Annotated in this window: 18 protein-coding genes; 8 read left to right on the forward strand and 10 right to left on the reverse strand. The window is 47.0% G+C overall.

The window, feature by feature from the left end; all coding sequences use genetic code 11:
• The first annotated feature begins 145 nt into the window (after positions 1 to 145).
• From LCM10_RS06960 to LCM10_RS06970, 4 genes are all read left to right on the forward strand, one after another.
• Entirely contained in the window at positions 146 to 1,045 is a 900-nt protein-coding gene (locus tag LCM10_RS06960; protein ID WP_224875414.1) for a hydroxymethylglutaryl-CoA lyase, read from the forward strand.
• Between the two features lie 67 nt (positions 1,046 to 1,112).
• Positions 1,113 to 1,244 (forward strand): hypothetical protein, encoded by a 132-nt coding sequence (locus LCM10_RS20610; RefSeq protein WP_263621380.1) that lies wholly within the window; start codon positions 1,113 to 1,115, stop codon positions 1,242 to 1,244.
• Positions 1,245 to 1,383: 139 nt separating this feature from the next.
• Entirely contained in the window at positions 1,384 to 2,316 is a 933-nt protein-coding gene (locus LCM10_RS06965) for an alpha/beta hydrolase (RefSeq protein ID WP_224875415.1), read from the forward strand.
• Entirely contained in the window at positions 2,313 to 3,230 is a 918-nt protein-coding gene (locus tag LCM10_RS06970; RefSeq protein ID WP_224875416.1) for an aminoglycoside phosphotransferase family protein, read from the forward strand. The genes LCM10_RS06965 and LCM10_RS06970 overlap by 4 nt, the downstream gene beginning before the upstream one ends.
• 20 nt (positions 3,231 to 3,250) lie before the next feature.
• On the opposite strand, the gene LCM10_RS06975 is transcribed toward LCM10_RS06970, so the two are convergent.
• The gene (locus tag LCM10_RS06975; protein ID WP_224875417.1) at positions 3,251 to 3,583 is read right to left on the reverse strand and encodes an iron-sulfur cluster biosynthesis family protein; all 333 of its coding nucleotides are present in this window, start codon (positions 3,581 to 3,583) and stop codon (positions 3,251 to 3,253) included.
• 129 nt (positions 3,584 to 3,712) lie between these two features.
• Here LCM10_RS06975 and LCM10_RS06980 point away from each other — a divergent pair, with 129 nt between their 5' ends.
• On the forward strand, positions 3,713 to 3,928 hold the full coding sequence (locus LCM10_RS06980; protein WP_224875418.1) for a CDGSH iron-sulfur domain-containing protein: 216 nt from the start codon (positions 3,713 to 3,715) through the stop codon (positions 3,926 to 3,928).
• A 49-nt stretch (positions 3,929 to 3,977) separates the two neighbouring features.
• Here the strand turns inward: LCM10_RS06980 and LCM10_RS06985 are convergent, their stop codons facing one another.
• The 4 genes from LCM10_RS06985 to LCM10_RS07000 form a co-directional block, all read right to left on the reverse strand.
• Positions 3,978 to 4,313, reverse strand: coding sequence for a YolD-like family protein (locus tag LCM10_RS06985; RefSeq protein ID WP_224875419.1), 336 nt, complete (start codon positions 4,311 to 4,313; stop codon positions 3,978 to 3,980).
• A gap of 23 nt (positions 4,314 to 4,336) precedes the next feature.
• A complete protein-coding gene (locus tag LCM10_RS06990; protein WP_224875420.1) occupies positions 4,337 to 5,599 on the reverse strand; it encodes a DNA polymerase thumb domain-containing protein in 1,263 nt (420 codons plus the stop codon).
• Positions 5,600 to 5,829: 230 nt separating this feature from the next.
• Complete coding sequence (locus tag LCM10_RS06995; RefSeq protein WP_224875421.1) at positions 5,830 to 6,615, reverse strand: glucose-1-dehydrogenase; 786 nt, start codon at positions 6,613 to 6,615, stop codon at positions 5,830 to 5,832.
• 84 nt (positions 6,616 to 6,699) lie between these two features.
• The gene (locus LCM10_RS07000; protein ID WP_224875422.1) at positions 6,700 to 7,554 is read right to left on the reverse strand and encodes a GRP family sugar transporter; all 855 of its coding nucleotides are present in this window, start codon (positions 7,552 to 7,554) and stop codon (positions 6,700 to 6,702) included.
• Positions 7,555 to 7,796: 242 nt separating this feature from the next.
• On the opposite strand from LCM10_RS07000, the gene LCM10_RS07005 reads away from it, so the two are divergent.
• The gene (locus tag LCM10_RS07005) at positions 7,797 to 8,702 is read left to right on the forward strand and encodes an alpha/beta fold hydrolase (protein ID WP_224875423.1); all 906 of its coding nucleotides are present in this window, start codon (positions 7,797 to 7,799) and stop codon (positions 8,700 to 8,702) included.
• A 41-nt stretch (positions 8,703 to 8,743) separates the two neighbouring features.
• Here the strand turns inward: LCM10_RS07005 and LCM10_RS07010 are convergent, their stop codons facing one another.
• From LCM10_RS07010 to LCM10_RS07020, 3 genes are read right to left on the reverse strand one after another with little or no spacing between them, the layout of a single operon-like run.
• Positions 8,744 to 9,274 (reverse strand): YobA family protein, encoded by a 531-nt coding sequence (locus LCM10_RS07010; RefSeq protein ID WP_224875424.1) that lies wholly within the window; start codon positions 9,272 to 9,274, stop codon positions 8,744 to 8,746.
• Between the two features lie 50 nt (positions 9,275 to 9,324).
• Entirely contained in the window at positions 9,325 to 10,119 is a 795-nt protein-coding gene (locus LCM10_RS07015; protein WP_224875425.1) for an SDR family NAD(P)-dependent oxidoreductase, read from the reverse strand.
• Between the two features lie 15 nt (positions 10,120 to 10,134).
• Positions 10,135 to 11,100, reverse strand: a complete 966-nt coding sequence (locus LCM10_RS07020) for an MBL fold metallo-hydrolase (RefSeq protein ID WP_224875426.1) — start codon at positions 11,098 to 11,100, stop codon at positions 10,135 to 10,137.
• 543 nt (positions 11,101 to 11,643) lie between these two features.
• Between LCM10_RS07020 and proC the strand changes: the two genes are divergently transcribed.
• On the forward strand, positions 11,644 to 12,465 hold the full coding sequence (proC, locus tag LCM10_RS07025; RefSeq protein WP_224875427.1) for a pyrroline-5-carboxylate reductase: 822 nt from the start codon (positions 11,644 to 11,646) through the stop codon (positions 12,463 to 12,465).
• A gap of 96 nt (positions 12,466 to 12,561) precedes the next feature.
• Positions 12,562 to 13,578: an NADPH dehydrogenase NamA gene (gene namA / locus LCM10_RS07030; RefSeq protein ID WP_224875652.1), complete on the forward strand. Its 1,017-nt coding sequence runs from the start codon at positions 12,562 to 12,564 to the stop codon at positions 13,576 to 13,578.
• An 845-nt stretch (positions 13,579 to 14,423) separates the two neighbouring features.
• Here namA and LCM10_RS07035 read toward each other — a convergent pair.
• Both LCM10_RS07035 and rnz read right to left on the reverse strand, forming a co-directional pair.
• On the reverse strand, positions 14,424 to 14,960 hold the full coding sequence (locus tag LCM10_RS07035; protein ID WP_224875428.1) for a histidine phosphatase family protein: 537 nt from the start codon (positions 14,958 to 14,960) through the stop codon (positions 14,424 to 14,426).
• A 12-nt stretch (positions 14,961 to 14,972) separates the two neighbouring features.
• Complete coding sequence (rnz, locus tag LCM10_RS07040) at positions 14,973 to 15,902, reverse strand: ribonuclease Z (protein ID WP_224875429.1); 930 nt, start codon at positions 15,900 to 15,902, stop codon at positions 14,973 to 14,975.
• Between the last annotated feature and the right edge of the window lie 269 nt (positions 15,903 to 16,171).

Raw genomic sequence — 16,171 nt, forward strand, 5'->3', positions numbered from 1 at the left:
GTTTCCACCCTTAAGAGAATAGGCGAAAATATCTCCACTTTAACATTTTCTATGTAAACGCTTTATTTTCCTTTCTCTTTCTTAAAAAATTTAGTTGATTTTGTTGTCGAAATTTTCCTACAATAAAACAAAGGGGAGGGAAATCATGAAATTACCTGAACAGATCACCATTATTGAAGTGGGGCCTCGCGATGGCCTTCAGAATGAAAAGAATTTTGTACCGACCGATACGAAGAAAGAATTCATACTACGCTTGAAGGAATCCGGCATCAAGGAAATGGAGCTGACTTCCTTTGTGTCACCTAAATGGGTTCCTCAGATGCAGGATGCCGCGGATATCGTTGAATCCTGCATGACGATCGACTCGCGCGACTTTGTTCTTGCACCGAACAAAAAGGGACTGGAGCGCGTCTACGAAACAGGGTGCAGGGCCGTAGCCGTATTTGTCGGGGTCAGCAGCACGTTCAACCAAAAGAACATTAATAAAACGACGGAAGAGGCGCTATCAGACCTTGAGCCGCTCATTTCTCAGTTGAAAGAACGGGGATATTTTGTGAGGGCGTGTATCTCTACTGCTTTTTATTGTCCCTATGAAGGAAAAATAGAGCCTGAAGATACCCTTGCCCTTTGCAAAGAGTTTGTGGGAATGGGCGTGGATGAATTGAGCGTTGCCGATACCGTGGGCCGTGCCAACCCCCTTGAAGCTTATACACTCTTTACTTTATTAAAAAGTGAGCTGCCGGATACACTCCTGACTGCCCATTTCCATGACACGAGGAAACTTGCACTGGCTAATATCCTCTCTTCCATGCAGGCTGGAGTGGACCGGTTCGATACTTCCGCCGGAGGGCTCGGAGGATGTCCTTTCGCACCTGGAGCGACAGGAAATGTCGCGACGGAAGACGTTGTCTATATGGTTGAACAAATGGGAGTGAGGACGGGAATCGATTTAGAAAAGCTTGCCCAAGCGATCGATGTCGTGAAACCACACATCAGCAGGCAGATCGACAGCGGCTATTACAGGCTTTATGAATTGAATCAATAATGACTGAATATCCCCCCATCCCCTCGAGCATTCTAATACTATCCGAGTGCTAAGAGGAGATGAAAATATGAGTCAAAAACGCGAAAAAGGATCTAGCCAAAAAGGGAAGCCAAACAGCGATTCAGTATCGAATGCCATATCTGCTGAAGAGCTTGATAAAGCGATCCACCCTACTAAACGTCAAAATAGCAAATCGTGATCCACCCATGGAAGCACCCGCATGTTTGTTTTTGCGGGTGCTTCTTTTTTTCTCCTACACTTCTCCAGCTTTTAAATTCCACTTCTTTCCTCATCATGATAAAATAAATGCACCACTTATTTACAATGAGGTGAAAGATATGAAGAAACGATCTCTCTTCTTAGGAGGAGCCCTTTCCGCTCTCGGAATCGGTGGATTAGGCTATTACATCACGAATGCTTTCCTATACCTTCCGAAGAAAGATGAGAAACTTGTCCGTGAGCGGGAAGTCAATGCACTCCGTCTCATCCAGGATGAATTTGATGCCCTCCCGAAAGAAGAGGTGTCCATTCCTTCTCCGTACGGATACGATCTCAATGCCATTTTCGTGACACCCCACCCTCATAAGAAATACATGATTTTCGCGCACGGCGTCACTGAAAACAAGCTTAACTCCATCAAATACATGAACCTATTCATCAAGAAGGGATTCAACGCCGTCATTTACGATCACCGACGCCACGGTGATTCTGGAGGGGAAACGACCAGCTACGGATACTATGAAAAGTTTGATTTAAAAGCTGTCGTCGATGAGTTGATCCGGCGCGTCGGCGATGATGTCTTCCTTGGCATACACGGGGAGTCGATGGGGGCAGCCACGACCCTTCTTTACGGAGGTGGTGTCGAGGACCGCGCAGACTTCTACATTGCGGATTGTCCATATTCCGATTTCGGTGAACAGCTTGCCTATCGGATGAGTGTCGAACTAAACTTGCCTGCAAAGCTTCTGCTGCCGCTCGTAAATCGCACGTTAAAATGGCGCGAGGGCTATTCATTAAAGGAGCTGTCGCCCATTTCGGTCATCCAAAACATTCAAAAGCCTGTCTTGTTCATCCACAGCATGGAGGATGATTACATCCTGCCGAAAATGACCGAAGAATTATTCCATAAGAAGCAAGGTGCGAAAATGCTTCACCTGGATTTCCGTGGAACTCATGCACAATCCTATAATGAAGACCCCGAGAAGTATGACCGTGTCATCCAACAGTTCCTGGATGAAGTCGTCACCCCCGAAAAGGAGGATGCCCGGTGATTCCGGATTATTTTCAAGATAAGATGAAAGCAATGCATGGGGAGGCGGGCTCGACCTGGATCGAACAGGCTGAACGAACCATCCGGTCCCTTCAGGAAAAGCGCAACCTGACTCTCGGCTCGCCTTTTTCCTTAAGCTATAATTTCGTTATCCCATTGGTCCTAGCAGACGGGACTGCCGCCGTTTTAAAAATGGGATACCCAAATAAGGAGTTTTCGAATGAGTTCCATGCACTCCGGGAGTTCACCGGTGATGCCATGGTGGAATTAATCGATTTCGATCAGGAAGCAGGCTGGATGCTCCTGTCGCATGTACAGCCCGGCAATGCTTTACATACCCTACATGATGAAATGGCACAGCTAAAGGTCTTCGCCTCCGTGGCCGCTCAGTTATGGCGAAAGCCTCCGCCCTCCCACTCATTTCCTGATGTTGAGGGCTGGTCACAAGGAATAAGTCGATATAGGGCTCGTTTTCACGACGGGACCGGTCCCTTACCTGAAAGAATGATTTCAAAAGCAGAATCACTGTTCCATAAACTTCTAAGCTCTTCAAAGGAATGTTACTTGCTTCACGGTGATCTGCATCACGAAAACATCCTGTATTCCGGCTCTTCGGGCTGGACAGCCATCGATCCCAAGGGCTTGATCGGAGAACGGGAATATGACTGTATCCAGTACATGCTGAATCACTGGAAGCATCACGAAGATCCGCTTGAACTTCTGCGATTCCGGACTACTACGTTATCTTCCCTGCTCACTCTTTCCTACGAAAGGCTCTTGGCATATGGGTTCTGTCATTCCGTCCTGTCTGCCTGTTGGTGTACCGAAGATGGCGGTGATTGCTGGGAAAACGGAATGGCCATTGCAGACATATTTGAAAAGCTCTTAGCGGAAAGAAAAGCTGGCTCCCTTTGATTAGGGAACCAGCTTTTCTTTTATCTTTCCGGATACAGAAGGAAATTCATACGTCCGTTGATGATCTGTCCCGGGCTTTTTAATTGAAATGTGTTACTGCTCGTCGAGAAATCAATCTTCAATTCCTCATCAAGAAACACCGTTTTTGACTTTTCCACTAAAATCGGGAAGCGATTGGTTTCCACCGTCACGTCGTCCGTTCCATCCGGTTCTGTCACATACCACAAGGTCGGAATGCCGCTTACTACACATCCGCATCCTTCTGTGTCATATTTCAGCTTTAAGTAGCCTTCCTTCCCGGCTATTTTATCATTGATTTTTTGTGTTGCCGCATCTGTAAATTGAATCTTCATGTGACTACCTCCTCACTTCCCATCCTATCACATTTCTTCTGATCTCTTTATTATATTGCATTTTTCCGTTTTTCATTTTACTATCATGATGGGGAAACTTTTGCATTTATATAGAAAGGGTGGTTTTTCATGGCAAAAGCGCAAATCAAAGTCAATGATAATGGATCTTTCCGTGTCAGTGGTGATGTGGAACTGGTTGACGCGGACGGTAATGTATTTCCGACAAAGCAAGTCTTCTCACTCTGCCGCTGCGGTTTATCCACTAAAATGCCGTTCTGCGACGCTTCACACAAGGGAAAATTCGAGTCTTGTGTACGTGCGGAGAAAGTACTGGATGAAGAATAATCATGAAAACGGAGAGACTCAGACTTCTGAGTCTCTCTTTTTTTACGGCTCATCCCTCAAAAAAGCCGATGTTCGAAATGGCGGTCAAGGGAATGTAGTGAACCTTCTCATCCATGTCCACCACATGCAGCTTCCCTTCCAGCGCATCTGCATGATGGATGATGCCAACAACCCTCTCATGCCGATGATTCACATAATGCGTGATGGATACGGCTCTACCGAACTCCATCGCCTCCGCGACGACTTCATTCAATACTTCCAATTCTTGTTCATCAAGCTCTTTTCTCTTTTCATACGTATCTTCCTTCGCCCAGTCCCGCAATAATTTCACATGTTCAGGGAGCATCATGGACGTCCATTTAATTCTTCCACGGTCACGAATCACACTTGTTCACCTCCCGGATTTCATCATGATTTGTGTCCCCCGACAAGCCGTGCACGGTGTCTTGCCGTTCCAGCTTCCGTATAGGACACGGCCCTGAGCAGGGATGCAGACCCGTATTTGCGGCGGATTTTATCCACCACATATCCCAATTCGCGCTTCTCCCAGCGGTTGGGATCGAATAAGGACATCTGCATCGTCTCATCCTCCGTGATATTTGAAAGGGCGATGGATATTTTCCGGACCGTCTTTCCGTTATAATTTTCTTCAAAAAGCTCGAGGCAGACCCTGTATAAGTCCATTGTGATATTGGTCGGATCTTCCACTGTCCTCGAGCGGTGAAATCCGCCCCCGAATTCTTCCTGGCTGTACCCGATCCCGAAGCTGATCGTCCTGCCAGCCTTATGATGCGTCCTCGCCCTTCTTGCCACTTCTTCACACATTTCAAGAATGACAGACTTGATTTCCTTCCTTTCCTTGTAATCCCTGAGGAGGATCTGGCTCTTCCCGAAACTGACCTGGCCTTCCATGATCGGAGCACCGATCTCGGATAAATCCACACCCCAGGCATGATAATAAAGCTGATTGCCCATGACCCCGAACTTCGCTTCGAGTTTTTCCAAATCATATTGCGCGAGCTGTCCGACCGAGAAAATCCCCATCCTGTTCAGCGTCTTTTCAATGCGGCGGCCGATTCCCCACATTTCACTGAGAGGGGAGAGTGGCCACAGCTTTTCCGGCACGTCTTCATACCTCCACTCTGCAATCCCCTCCTTCTTTGCCTCAAGGTCCAGACAAAGCTTGGAAAGAAGCATATTGGGTCCGATGCCTATCGCACATGGAAGCTGAAATTCCCTCTCCATATCATCTTTTATTTTACGGGCGATGGTCATGGCGTCCCCCCACAGATGAGTGGCCCCATCAATTTTGATGAAGCTTTCATCGACACTGTACGTATGGATGGCGTCTTTTGGAACGTACCGATGAAACAAGCGGGTGATCTCGGTGGAAATGCGCACATATGTGGCCATTTTCGGCTCTACAAGTTGAATCCGGGGATCATCTGGAATTTCGAACATTCGCGACCCCGTTTTAATTCCGAAGTCCTTCTTTAGTTTCGGGGAGGCAGCCAGTACGATGCTCCCCTGCCGATCCCGGTCCCCCACTACCGCCAAATGACATTGAAGCGGGTCGAGTCCGAGCATGACAGCCGAACAGCTGGCATAAAAGCTCTTCATATCGATGCATAAAATCTTGTGGTGCGGCAGCCCACTGTAATCGACAGTCATCTTCCTCACTCCTTACCTCTTAATAGAACATTCGTTCTCGTATATTATACCTATGATTCTATACGAATATACGTTCGCTTTCAACTTAAATTACTGGGAATGGAGTTAAAAAGCGGAGGTGAATTGGTTGGAGGTGGGTGGCGAGGAAACAAAGCGGCCGACCTCAATCCGCAAACACAAAAAAGCCTGCCCCGTCAAAGGGCAGACTCCTCCATATTAAATCCAACTCGTCATCCTTTCCCGGCTTGAAACCCTGGATACTTGGTCATTCCCCCGTCTGCAATCAAGGTCGTTCCTGTGACGTAGCCTGCCTGTTCTGATGCAAGAAATGCAGCACAGGAAGCGATTTGTTCAGGTTCACCGATGTAGCCAAGCGGGATCAGTTTTTCAACTCCCTTTTTCTTCTCTGGATCTGAAAATTTTTCAGCGTTGATGGGCGTATCGATGGCACCGGGTGCGATATTGTTGACCCTTATTCCATCGGGCGCGAATTCCAAAGCCAAGCTTTCCATCAGCAGCTTCACTCCGCCTTTACTGGCAGCATAATGGACAAAATGGGGCCACGGAATGATTTCGTGGACGGATGAAATATTAATGATGGACCCTTTGATTCCATTCTTCAGCATGTATTCCGCCGCTTCCCGGCAACCAAGGAAGGTTCCGGTTAAATTTGTATTCAAGACTTTGTTCCAATCTTCGAGGGAAAGCCTTTCAGATGGCACTTCATTTTCAATGCCGGCATTGTTCACATAAATATCCAGACTTCCGTACGTATCATGAGCGAACGTGACAAAGCCTTCAACGTCCTCCTCTTTTGTTACATCCCCCTGGATGATGGAGGCTGTACCTCCGTTTTGTTCGATTTCCTTCAGCAAATCACCCGGGTTTTCATCTTCACTGAAATAATTGATGACAACCTTGCATCCCTCTTTGGCTAAACGCGTCGCAATCGCCTTCCCGATCCCGGTTGCAGCACCTGTTATCACGACCACTTTCCCTTCTAAATCTGGATACATCTGACTTCCTCCTTTAAGTTCGTTTGTTACCCACCCGGCCGCATTCCCTTTGGAACCATGACACCTTTTTAAAATCACAAATGGTTATCCTTTGGTAAAGCCGAGCAGCACTCCTCCGATGATGATCAGGACACACCCTGCGATCACAAGCAGGATTTGCTTTTTCGATTTCTTTTCATTCAAGAAGAAAAGTCCGCCGATGGTTGAGATGACGATACCGGTTTGTGAAAGGGAAAAGCTTGTGGCGACCCCTATTCTCGGAAGGGCGAGCAATAGCCCCAGATTCCCTGTCGCCCACATGAGGCCGGTCAGGATATTGCGGACTGTGTATTTAGTGAAAGGCTTATGCCGGATGGTGATGGCGACAGCCCCGATGAACATCCCGATGGCCTGAGGCAGGATTGCTTCCCAGCCGTCGATATTGAACCAGCGGACAATGACCACATACGCTATGTACCCAAGACTTGAAATAAATAATGTGAGAAGTCCTCTTTTCAACTGTTGATTATCCTCACCCTCTTCCTTTTGCGTGTAGGAAGTCATGATGACACCGATGATCAGGGCGATGACAGCTCCACTGCCGAGCAGGATGGTTTGGGTCGTGGTCCATTCCTTAAACACAAGGACGCCAAATAATGTTGTACCGATTAATTGCATCCCAGTGGAAATGGGTACCGTTTTGGCTACCCCGATGAATTTGACACTAGCGAGCTGGTTGACTTGCCCAACCGACCAGAATATTCCCGATACGAAGCCGACCGACCATACGAGCATGGATAATTCCGGTGATTTAAAAAAGAAAACACCAATAGCAAACAACAGGGAGCCAATCGTAATCCCGACTGTCTGACTATAGGCATTCCCTCCGAGTTTGACGCTTACAAACACAAGGCTCCCCCATGCCACTGCAGGGATGAGGGCTAGTAGAATCCCCGTCATACATTCACATCCTTTTCTTCATCAATGACGTTAGTTTTCCACCAAAGGGAAAAAATAGGCATACAATTTGATAAAACTTGAGATTCCTCTTCTCTTGATGCATACCCTCCTTTGTCCAAACATAATCCCCGATAAGGCACATGTCCCGTACTGATGATTTTTCAGAAGATGCGCCCTTGTCGGGAGAAGGATTTTTTTCCTTTGGTGGCGAAGATGGTAAGAATGAAAAGGAGAGAATACATATGAAGAATTGGACGAGCATCACCATCGCCTCCCTCTTATTCCCCGCAAGTCTGGCGAATACGCTTATAAGAAGGAAGGAAAAGCAGCCTCCTCCAGGTAGATTGGTTCAGACTGAAAGGGGTACATTTCATGTAATCGAGAAAGGGAGTGGACCGATCACGGTCTTGATGGATGCGGGATTATCCGGTCAATCCCTGCATTGGCACAGGGTACAGGAAATAGTGAGCCGCCATGCCCATACGATATCCTTCGACCGGAAGGGGTATGGCTGGAGCGACAGAAGAACCCACGGAGATGGTTTGAACACAGTGAAAGATATAGAGGCGCTGCTTGCCGCAATGGATGTGACGTCTCCTTTGATCCTGGTTGGTCATTCATACGGAGGGCTGAATGTACGATTATTTGCAAGCGAAAACAGGAAAAAGGTGAAGGGGATCGTCTTTGTCGATGCTGTCGGCGAGGAAAGGTATTTAACAGAACACTTTGACGCAAGTAGAAAGAACGAATGGAAGAAGAGCCTTCAGATGATGAAGGTTGGGTATTACACTGCCTACACCGGAATCCCACGCCTCTTAGGTATGAAGGTCGGCGGGAAATATCTTTTTCCCGAATTAAAAAGCTATCATCGGTTTGTCGGATACAGCCCCCATGCTTATGAGGCGGTATTCAAAGAATTGCGGGACAGTGAGATGACTGCCAAGCAGGTAGTGAACAGCCTTCCCTTGGACCGATCACTTCCCATCACTGTCATCCAATCGGGAAATGAATCCGAGGAATGGATCCGCTACCAGCAGACACTCAAATGTCTTACAGACCATGTAACGGACATCCCCACTAATCACGGGCACAATATCCACATGGAAAACCCGGATTTGGTCGCGGACGCCGTCATGAAACATGTATGATTCCAAATGAAAAAAGAGCGGCCACAAAGATGGCCGCTCTTTCATTGATTGACTGTAGTGGGCATCGGTACAATGACGCGCTCATCATCGATGCTGACGAGCACATGTACGTCGCTATTAAGGGTTAGATCTTTGAAGCGGAGGGAGTAAAGACCTGTTTGATTCGTTTCCATCGATTGCATGACAACCTTGGAAAAGCGCGGATCATTCACGACTAATTTCACCGCATCCCGCTGCTTGTCGCTTTTGACGTCTGTCAGTAATATGAATTGACGTGCAGATGCACTTGCAGGAAAAGAATCATCCGTGACTCCATCAAATTTCACTTTCACCTTTTGCCCGATCGTTAAATCTTCCTTATGTAAAGAATCCTTTGTATCAGATGTAAATTCTGTTTCATCAGTGAACGAAAACCATATATCATTGATCAGTACTTTCTGACCTTCAAGGTCTATATCAGTCGCGAAGCCTATGAAATCTTCATTGTGCTGAGGCTTTGCGACTCCAGCTGTTTGACATCCGGCTATAAGAAAAAAGACACACAGCATGAAGAACATGGAACGTTTATTCATAGACTCCCCCCCTTATAAGATTAGACGTACTAAAGTACTATATGGTTTCACTATTTTTTGAAAAAAAGTTTATTTCCTACTTTTTCTACAAAAGATGGAAACAATTGATAAACGACACTCCCTGCATTCATCCATACGGGCAGGTTGATCTCCCTTTTGCGCGTGAACATCGAGTCCACTACTTTCTCTGCAACAAACCGTGGGTCGAGCATCCATTTCTCCACGTTCTTTACATACGTTCCCGATTCATCGGCGATTGAAAAAAAGTCGGTCGCTATCGGTCCCGGATTGACCGCCGTGACGTTGACCCCATATCGTTCAGCCTCCATTCGCAGGCTGTTGGTGTATCCGAGCACGGCATGTTTCGATGCCGAGTAAGCACTCGATTTAGGGGTCGCAAATTTACCTGCCTGAGAAGCGATATTGACGATATGACCTGACCCGCGCTCGCGCATATGAGGCAAGATCGCACCTGTTGCGGCCATCAACCCCAGGACATTCACTTCGAACATCCCTTTCACTTCTGAAAAAGGGGCCTCATGCGCTTCCTTGAAAACCCCGAAACCCGCATTATTGATCAAGCCATGTATGTCCCCGAAGTCATTCAGGATTGTTTGGAAAACACCCGGGATTTCATCATATTTCGCAATATCCAATGGGTAAATGTTCACTTTCGATTGATAGCTGTTCTCAACTTTCTGCTTCAATTCCTCCAACAAATGGCCACGGCGGGCAATCAAGGCCAGATTCCCACCATTTTCAGCAATTTTCAAAGCCATTTGTTCACCGATCCCACCTGATGCACCTGTGATGATGATGTTCTTACCTTTCAATCTCTTATTCAACGTCGTTCACCCCGATTATGCGTAATAGTGAAATGCACTGTCTCCCTTTTCCTTTCGGATGGATCCGAGAGATTCAAGATAGTCCAGTTGTCCGATCGTTTCTGACAGGGTAAGCCCCAGTTCCTTTTTATAAACGGCAGGAAATAAATGCCTGCATAATTCAAAGACCGTCTGCCGTTTCCCCTGTACCATTTCAAGGACCGCCTTCGCCCTTTCTTCTTGTTTCGCCATCCGCTTAGGGATCAGGCCATGAACATCTTCTACTTCTTTCCCGTGTCCAGTATAAGCAAATGAAACTGGAATATCCATCAGCTTCATCAATGACCGATTATATTGAAGAAGTGGCTTCGAGCGTTCAATCCCGCCTTCGAACGGAGGCTCGATGATCGGATTAGGGGAAATATGAGCAAGGATATGATCACCTGCAATCATCACCCCGTCACTTTCCCGGAAGAATGATAGATGACTTTGGGCATGCCCCAGCGTTTCAATGACCTTCCAATCCGGAAGTCCGGGCAGGGCCTCCCCTTCCATTACAACACCGTCCAACGCCCTGTTCCCCATGTATTTGAGAGGACTTTTAAACTTTGAAACAGCAGAAAGATAAGCTTCGGGGAGTCCTGACTCCACTCCAAGCCGATAAAAGAAATCATCGTAGACCCTATGAAAATACTCATCACGATTGATCCAGTACTGATTATAAGGATGACCGATTATCTTCACAGACTCTGAAAAACGTTCCAGCATGCCTGCGTGGTCGGGATGATGATGCGTAAGAACAATCTGTTCAATATCACCCGGGGAATAGCCCAGGGTGGCAAGTGCAGCGGACAGCTGTCCCCAGGCGGTTTCTGTCAGCGGACCGGCATCCACCAGCGTCAGTACATCCCCTTTGATCAAGTAGACGTTCACATCACCGACTGCATAAGGTGTCGATAATGTGATCTTGGCAATATTGTTCACAAAGCTAGTTATAGACATTATTTCACCACATTCCAGTGTATTATTTCAGCAACGAAAAATGAATGACCCTTCAGTTTATAGTGTACAGTGAATTGCTTTCTTTGTCATTTTTCTTTTTTTGCGAATATACTGAAAATAACACTTGACAGACAAGCTGTTTTTTTAAGATAATCACCTATAATATATTGTGAAAGCGATGATAAAGAATAGTAACAGATGAATGGCGCAAGAGAACGGTGCTCATGGGCTGGAAGGCACTGTCGTCCTCTTCTTCTGTGAACCTGCCTTTAGAGCGTCTTAAAATGGAACGTTTCCGGCGTTAAACGGAAAAGAGTGTATTCATCCAGTTTTCCTGGTTGAATAAAACAAGGTGGTACCACGGAAGCATGACCCTTTCGTCCTTTATGGATGAAGGGTCTTTTCTTTTGTTATTGGTTCTGATAGGAGCGATGTTGACTTCCGTTCACAAACTCGAACCGGCATTACTCATTAACGCAGTTTCGTTAGTAAGATCTTTTAACTAGTAAGCTAGACACCATAATCTCAGGGAGGGGATGTACAATGAAAACGTTATTCTTCGGGGCAGGTTCGATGGCACACGCCCTGGTAAGCGGAGCCATTGAGGCGAAGGTATTAGAAAGGGAAAATGTGACTATCACCAATCGTTCCAACAAAAAACGATTGCTGGAATTTGCAGAACATTTTGATGTGAAAGGCGTGAGTGGACATCTCGCCCCTGAATTCGATGTCGTCATATTGGCCATGAAACCAAAGGATTTCCATGACGCAGCACCTTCAATTAGAAGATCTCTCTCCTCAAATACACTCGTCATTTCTGTCTTAGCCGGCATCTCCCTCCAACATATAAGGGAATCCCTTGCGTTTGACGGAGCGATTGCAAGGGCCATGCCAAATACAAGTGCTTCTCTCAGAAAGTCGGCGACTGCCATCACCTGCAATGAGTTGCTGACTGAAAAGCAGCGGGAATGGACGCTTGAACTCTTCCGCTCTGTCGGATACATCGCTGAAGTACAAGAGCACCAGATGAACTTGATCACGGCAGTGTCAGGAAGCGGGCCGGCCTATATTTATTATGTTGTGGAACTGCTCGAAAAAGCGGCGATTGATACCGGGATGCCAGAAGAGTTGGCAAAAGCATTGATCTTACAGACGATTTCAGGAGCAGCCAGTATGCTTGAACATTCAGGATTGGAAGCCGGGATGCTTCGGAAAAATGTAACAAGCCCTGGCGGTACGACGGAAGCGGGAATCGGCATCCTAGAAGAATCCGGGATCGGTGAAGCCTTCATGAAGTGTGTGGATGCAGCAAGGAACCGTGCTGAGGAAATGGGAAATGAACTGGCCATAAATCGAATGAGGTGAAAAGCAGATTTCTTCCCATTCAACAAACAGTGTTGCTATAATGGAGCCGGATAACTAGTTAGATACTCGAAATAAATGGCCGGAAGGAGATTGATGATGAAAACCAAGTTATTTGAACCATATAAGCTCAAAAGCCTCGAACTGAAAAATCGGATCGTAATGGCTCCGATGTGCATGTATTCTTCCCACAACGAAGACGGTAAAGTGGAGAACTGGCATCGTACTCACTATGTGAGCAGGGCGGTGGGCGGTACAGGATTGATCATACAGGAAGCGACTGCCGTCACGCCGCAGGGCAGGATCTCGCCTCAGGATCTCGGGATCTGGAGTGATGAGCATATCGAAGGCTTAAGCGAATTAGTCGGCTTGATAAAGGAACAAGGCGCCAAGACCGGCATTCAATTGGCTCATGCCGGAAGAAAAGCGGTATTGGATGGTGAAATCCTCGCTCCTTCCGCAATCCCTTTCAATGATGAAATGAAAACGCCCAAGGAAATGACCGTAAAGGACATCGACGAGACGATCGAAGCATTCATAAAGGGAGCGGAAAGGGCGAAAAAGGCCGGATTCGATGTGATTGAAATACATGGTGCCCATGGGTATTTGATCAACGAATTCCTGTCTCCACTGTCCAACAAACGAACGGACGAATATGGAGGATCTGCCGAAAACCGCTACCGCTTCCTCCAAAGGGTGATCGACGGAGTGAAAGAAGTATGGGACGGTCCCCTCCTCGTACGTGTGTCTGCCAAGGATTATCAAGAAGAAGGGTTGGATGCAGAAGACTATGTCTTATTTTCCACTTGGATGAAAGAACAAGGAGTCGATTTGATCGATGTCAGCTCAGGTGCCGTCGTACCTGCGCGCATTCCAGTATACCCGGGATATCAAGTGAAACTGGCAGAAACGATCCGGACTGGTGCAGACATCCCTACTGGAGCCGTTGGACTCATCACCTCAGGACTCCAGGCAGAAGAAATCCTGCAAAATGAGCGTGCCGACTTGATCTTCCTCGGAAGGGAACTGCTAAGGAACCCATACTGGCCGAGAACAGCAGCGAATGAACTCAACGAAGACATCGAAGCACCGAAACAGTATGAAAGAGGTTGGTGAAGAGAAAAGCGGAAGGGCTTTGAATAGAGGCGGGTGGCATAAGGCGAACCGGCCGGGAAGGCGCCCTTTGCCTTCTTGGACGGGTTGACTTATGACATGTGCCTCTAAGCCCTGGAGCTGGACAATAGAAAAGGGGAAGCGGCTTGACCAGAGGCGACAAGCATAAGACAGGGCAGCCATAAAGGCGGTCTTTGCCTTTTTGGATGGCATGGCTTATGTCTCGAGCCTCTAGCCGCCGGAGCTGGACAAGGAGAAAAGCGGAAGGGCTTTGAATAGAGGCGGGTGGCATCAGGCGAACCGGCCAGGAAGGCGCCCTTTGCCTTCTTGGTCGGGTTGACTTATGACATGTGCCTCTAAGCCCTGGAGCTGGACAATAGAAAAGCGGAAGGGCTTTGATCAGAGGCGGGTGGCATCAGGCCCATCGTTGACAACCGAGCAGTTTGTGCTCGGTTGTTTCTTTTTATGATGGTACAGTCCTGTTTTGGACGGGGCAAGTTAATTAGAATGATTATTATTAGAGCATATATTTTCAAATTGGAGCATAAATCCTAAATTAGGAGCATATATTTCCTGATTGGAGCATAAATCCTGAATTAGGAGCATATATTTCCTAATTGGAGCATAAATTCAAAAAATCAAGCATAAACACACGACAGAAGACTGGCTTCCTCCTCGATTCCGGCCAAAATTCCGGCCAAAAAACGAAACCTCATCAAATTCACTACCTATATAATCAACATCGTCTCCCAAATCAACCACAAAGGACATAAAAAGATGCTTGCATGAGCCGACACGAACAGCTCACGCAAGCATTTTAAAAAATATTCGACTACTCACTTCCGAAGTCACGGCTCCCAAATCCTCCGAATCAGCCCTTCATCCACTTCCACAAGATACACATCAGGGTTACTCAAAGCAAATAGCTCATCATATCCATACTTTTCGTCAAAGTAACGCAGCAACAAAGTAGTGAGGTTACCGTGACTCACCACGACAATATGATCTTCCTTGCTTTTTAGCATGTCCTCAATGAAGGACGATGCCCGCCCCAACCCCTGTTCATTGGATTCTCCCCCTGGAAAGGACAGGGAGAAATCTTCGAAGGTTTTCCGCAGCATCTCTTTCCAGTCGGGGTGATCCCTTTCGCTCAGGATCCTTTCACCCAGACGTTCATCTTCCTTAATGGGAATACCGGTGCAGTCAGCGAACGGTTGAATGGTCTGCAGCGTTCTCTTGAATGGGCTTGAAAAAATGGCTTCAACCGGATATTCCTTCAGAAAAGAAGCAAGCTGCCCTGCCTGTTCTTCCCCCTCTCGTGTCAAAGGAGCATGAAAGTCCTGCCCTTCTGCTTTGGCATGACGAACGATGTACAAGGTTTTCACATCATCTTCCCCCTATTTCTTCAATGGAATTGTATACTCGAGGAAATCTTTTGCGATGTAGCTCTCGGGAAACACTTCCCTGGCTTCGTTCTCTAGTTCCGGCCACGATTCCTTTGAGAATCTTGAGGAGATATGGGTCAGGAACAGAACATTCACTCCGGCTTCACCGGCAGCCTCGGCGGCCTGTGTGCTAGTTGAGTGAAAATATTCATGGGCCATTTCCTCTTGATCTTTATTGAAAGTGGCTTCATGGACCAGAACGTCTGCTGAACTTGCAAGCTCTATTGCCTTCTGGCAGAACCTTGTATCTCCAAGGATCGTGACGATACGGCCAGGAATTGAAGGCCCGATGAATTCTCGACCATCAATGACGCTCCCGTCTTCGAGTGTAACCCTTTCGCCTGCCTTCAGCTTTTTATAGACCGGTCCTGGCTCAACCCCTCTTTCTTTCAAGGAATGGACCTGAAGCTCCCCAGGCTTATCCTTTTCCTCGATCCGGTATCCGAAAGAGGTGAGGCCGTGTTGGAGCTCCCCGGCAGTGACCTTGAAACTCTCATCCTCAAAGATGACCCCGTCTCCTTCCACTTCGACGATATCAAGTGGGTATTTCAAGTGAGTTTGACTGATTGATAAAGATACGTCAATGAACTGCTTGATGCCCTTGGGCCCATAAACGGTAAGTCCTGATTCACCACCTTGGAATGATCGGCTGCCAAGAAGGCCGGGTAATCCATAAATGTGGTCTCCATGAAGATGGGAGATGAAAATCTTTTCAATCCGCCTCGGTTTTAAGCTCGTATGTAAAATCTGGTGCTGAGTGGCTTCTCCACAGTCAAATAGCCAAACGGCCCCTCTCTCTTCCAGTAGTTTCAACGCGATACTGGATACGTTGCGGAGCTTTGCCGGCACTCCCGCTCCAGTCCCCAAAAATAATAGTTCCATTTACATTCACTCCTACTTGCCAACGATAATATCCCTATCATAGCATATTTATCCCCCAAACCATTCCAGCAACGCTTCTTCAGAGAAACCTGTCATAAGATAAGAGAAATAAGCCAACATAAAGACGAAGATACTTTAAACGGGGAGCTTGTTGAGAGCCAGATATCCTGAATCCGCGCAGGATGTAAAAATGTGACCCGGAATGAAGTTCGTCAGCATATGATTTGCTAATTACGCATTTAGTCTTTAAAATTAAATAATTGTAATAG

The sequence above is a fragment of the Rossellomorea aquimaris genome (assembly GCF_020171925.1).
Classification (GTDB): Bacteria; Bacillota; Bacilli; order Bacillales; family Bacillaceae_B; genus Rossellomorea; species Rossellomorea aquimaris_F.

Excerpts from the sequence above, each read along its gene's own strand:
- LCM10_RS06960 (WP_224875414.1), top strand. The coding sequence starts at position 146 with ATGAAATTACCTGAACAGATCACCATTATTGAAGTGGGGCCTCGCGAT.
- LCM10_RS20610 (WP_263621380.1), top strand. The coding sequence starts at position 1,113 with ATGAGTCAAAAACGCGAAAAAGGATCTAGCCAAAAAGGGAAGCCAAAC.
- LCM10_RS06965 (WP_224875415.1), top strand. The coding sequence starts at position 1,384 with ATGAAGAAACGATCTCTCTTCTTAGGAGGAGCCCTTTCCGCTCTCGGA.
- LCM10_RS06975 (WP_224875417.1), bottom strand. The coding sequence starts at position 3,583 with ATGAAGATTCAATTTACAGATGCGGCAACACAAAAAATCAATGATAAA.
- LCM10_RS06980 (WP_224875418.1), top strand. The coding sequence starts at position 3,713 with ATGGCAAAAGCGCAAATCAAAGTCAATGATAATGGATCTTTCCGTGTC.
- LCM10_RS06990 (WP_224875420.1), bottom strand. The coding sequence starts at position 5,599 with ATGACTGTCGATTACAGTGGGCTGCCGCACCACAAGATTTTATGCATC.
- LCM10_RS06995 (WP_224875421.1), bottom strand. The coding sequence starts at position 6,615 with ATGTATCCAGATTTAGAAGGGAAAGTGGTCGTGATAACAGGTGCTGCA.
- LCM10_RS07000 (WP_224875422.1), bottom strand. The coding sequence starts at position 7,554 with ATGACGGGGATTCTACTAGCCCTCATCCCTGCAGTGGCATGGGGGAGC.
- LCM10_RS07005 (WP_224875423.1), top strand. The coding sequence starts at position 7,797 with ATGAAGAATTGGACGAGCATCACCATCGCCTCCCTCTTATTCCCCGCA.
- LCM10_RS07010 (WP_224875424.1), bottom strand. The coding sequence starts at position 9,274 with ATGAATAAACGTTCCATGTTCTTCATGCTGTGTGTCTTTTTTCTTATA.
- LCM10_RS07020 (WP_224875426.1), bottom strand. The coding sequence starts at position 11,100 with ATGTCTATAACTAGCTTTGTGAACAATATTGCCAAGATCACATTATCG.
- proC (WP_224875427.1), top strand. The coding sequence starts at position 11,644 with ATGAAAACGTTATTCTTCGGGGCAGGTTCGATGGCACACGCCCTGGTA.
- namA (WP_224875652.1), top strand. The coding sequence starts at position 12,562 with ATGAAAACCAAGTTATTTGAACCATATAAGCTCAAAAGCCTCGAACTG.
- rnz (WP_224875429.1), bottom strand. The coding sequence starts at position 15,902 with ATGGAACTATTATTTTTGGGGACTGGAGCGGGAGTGCCGGCAAAGCTC.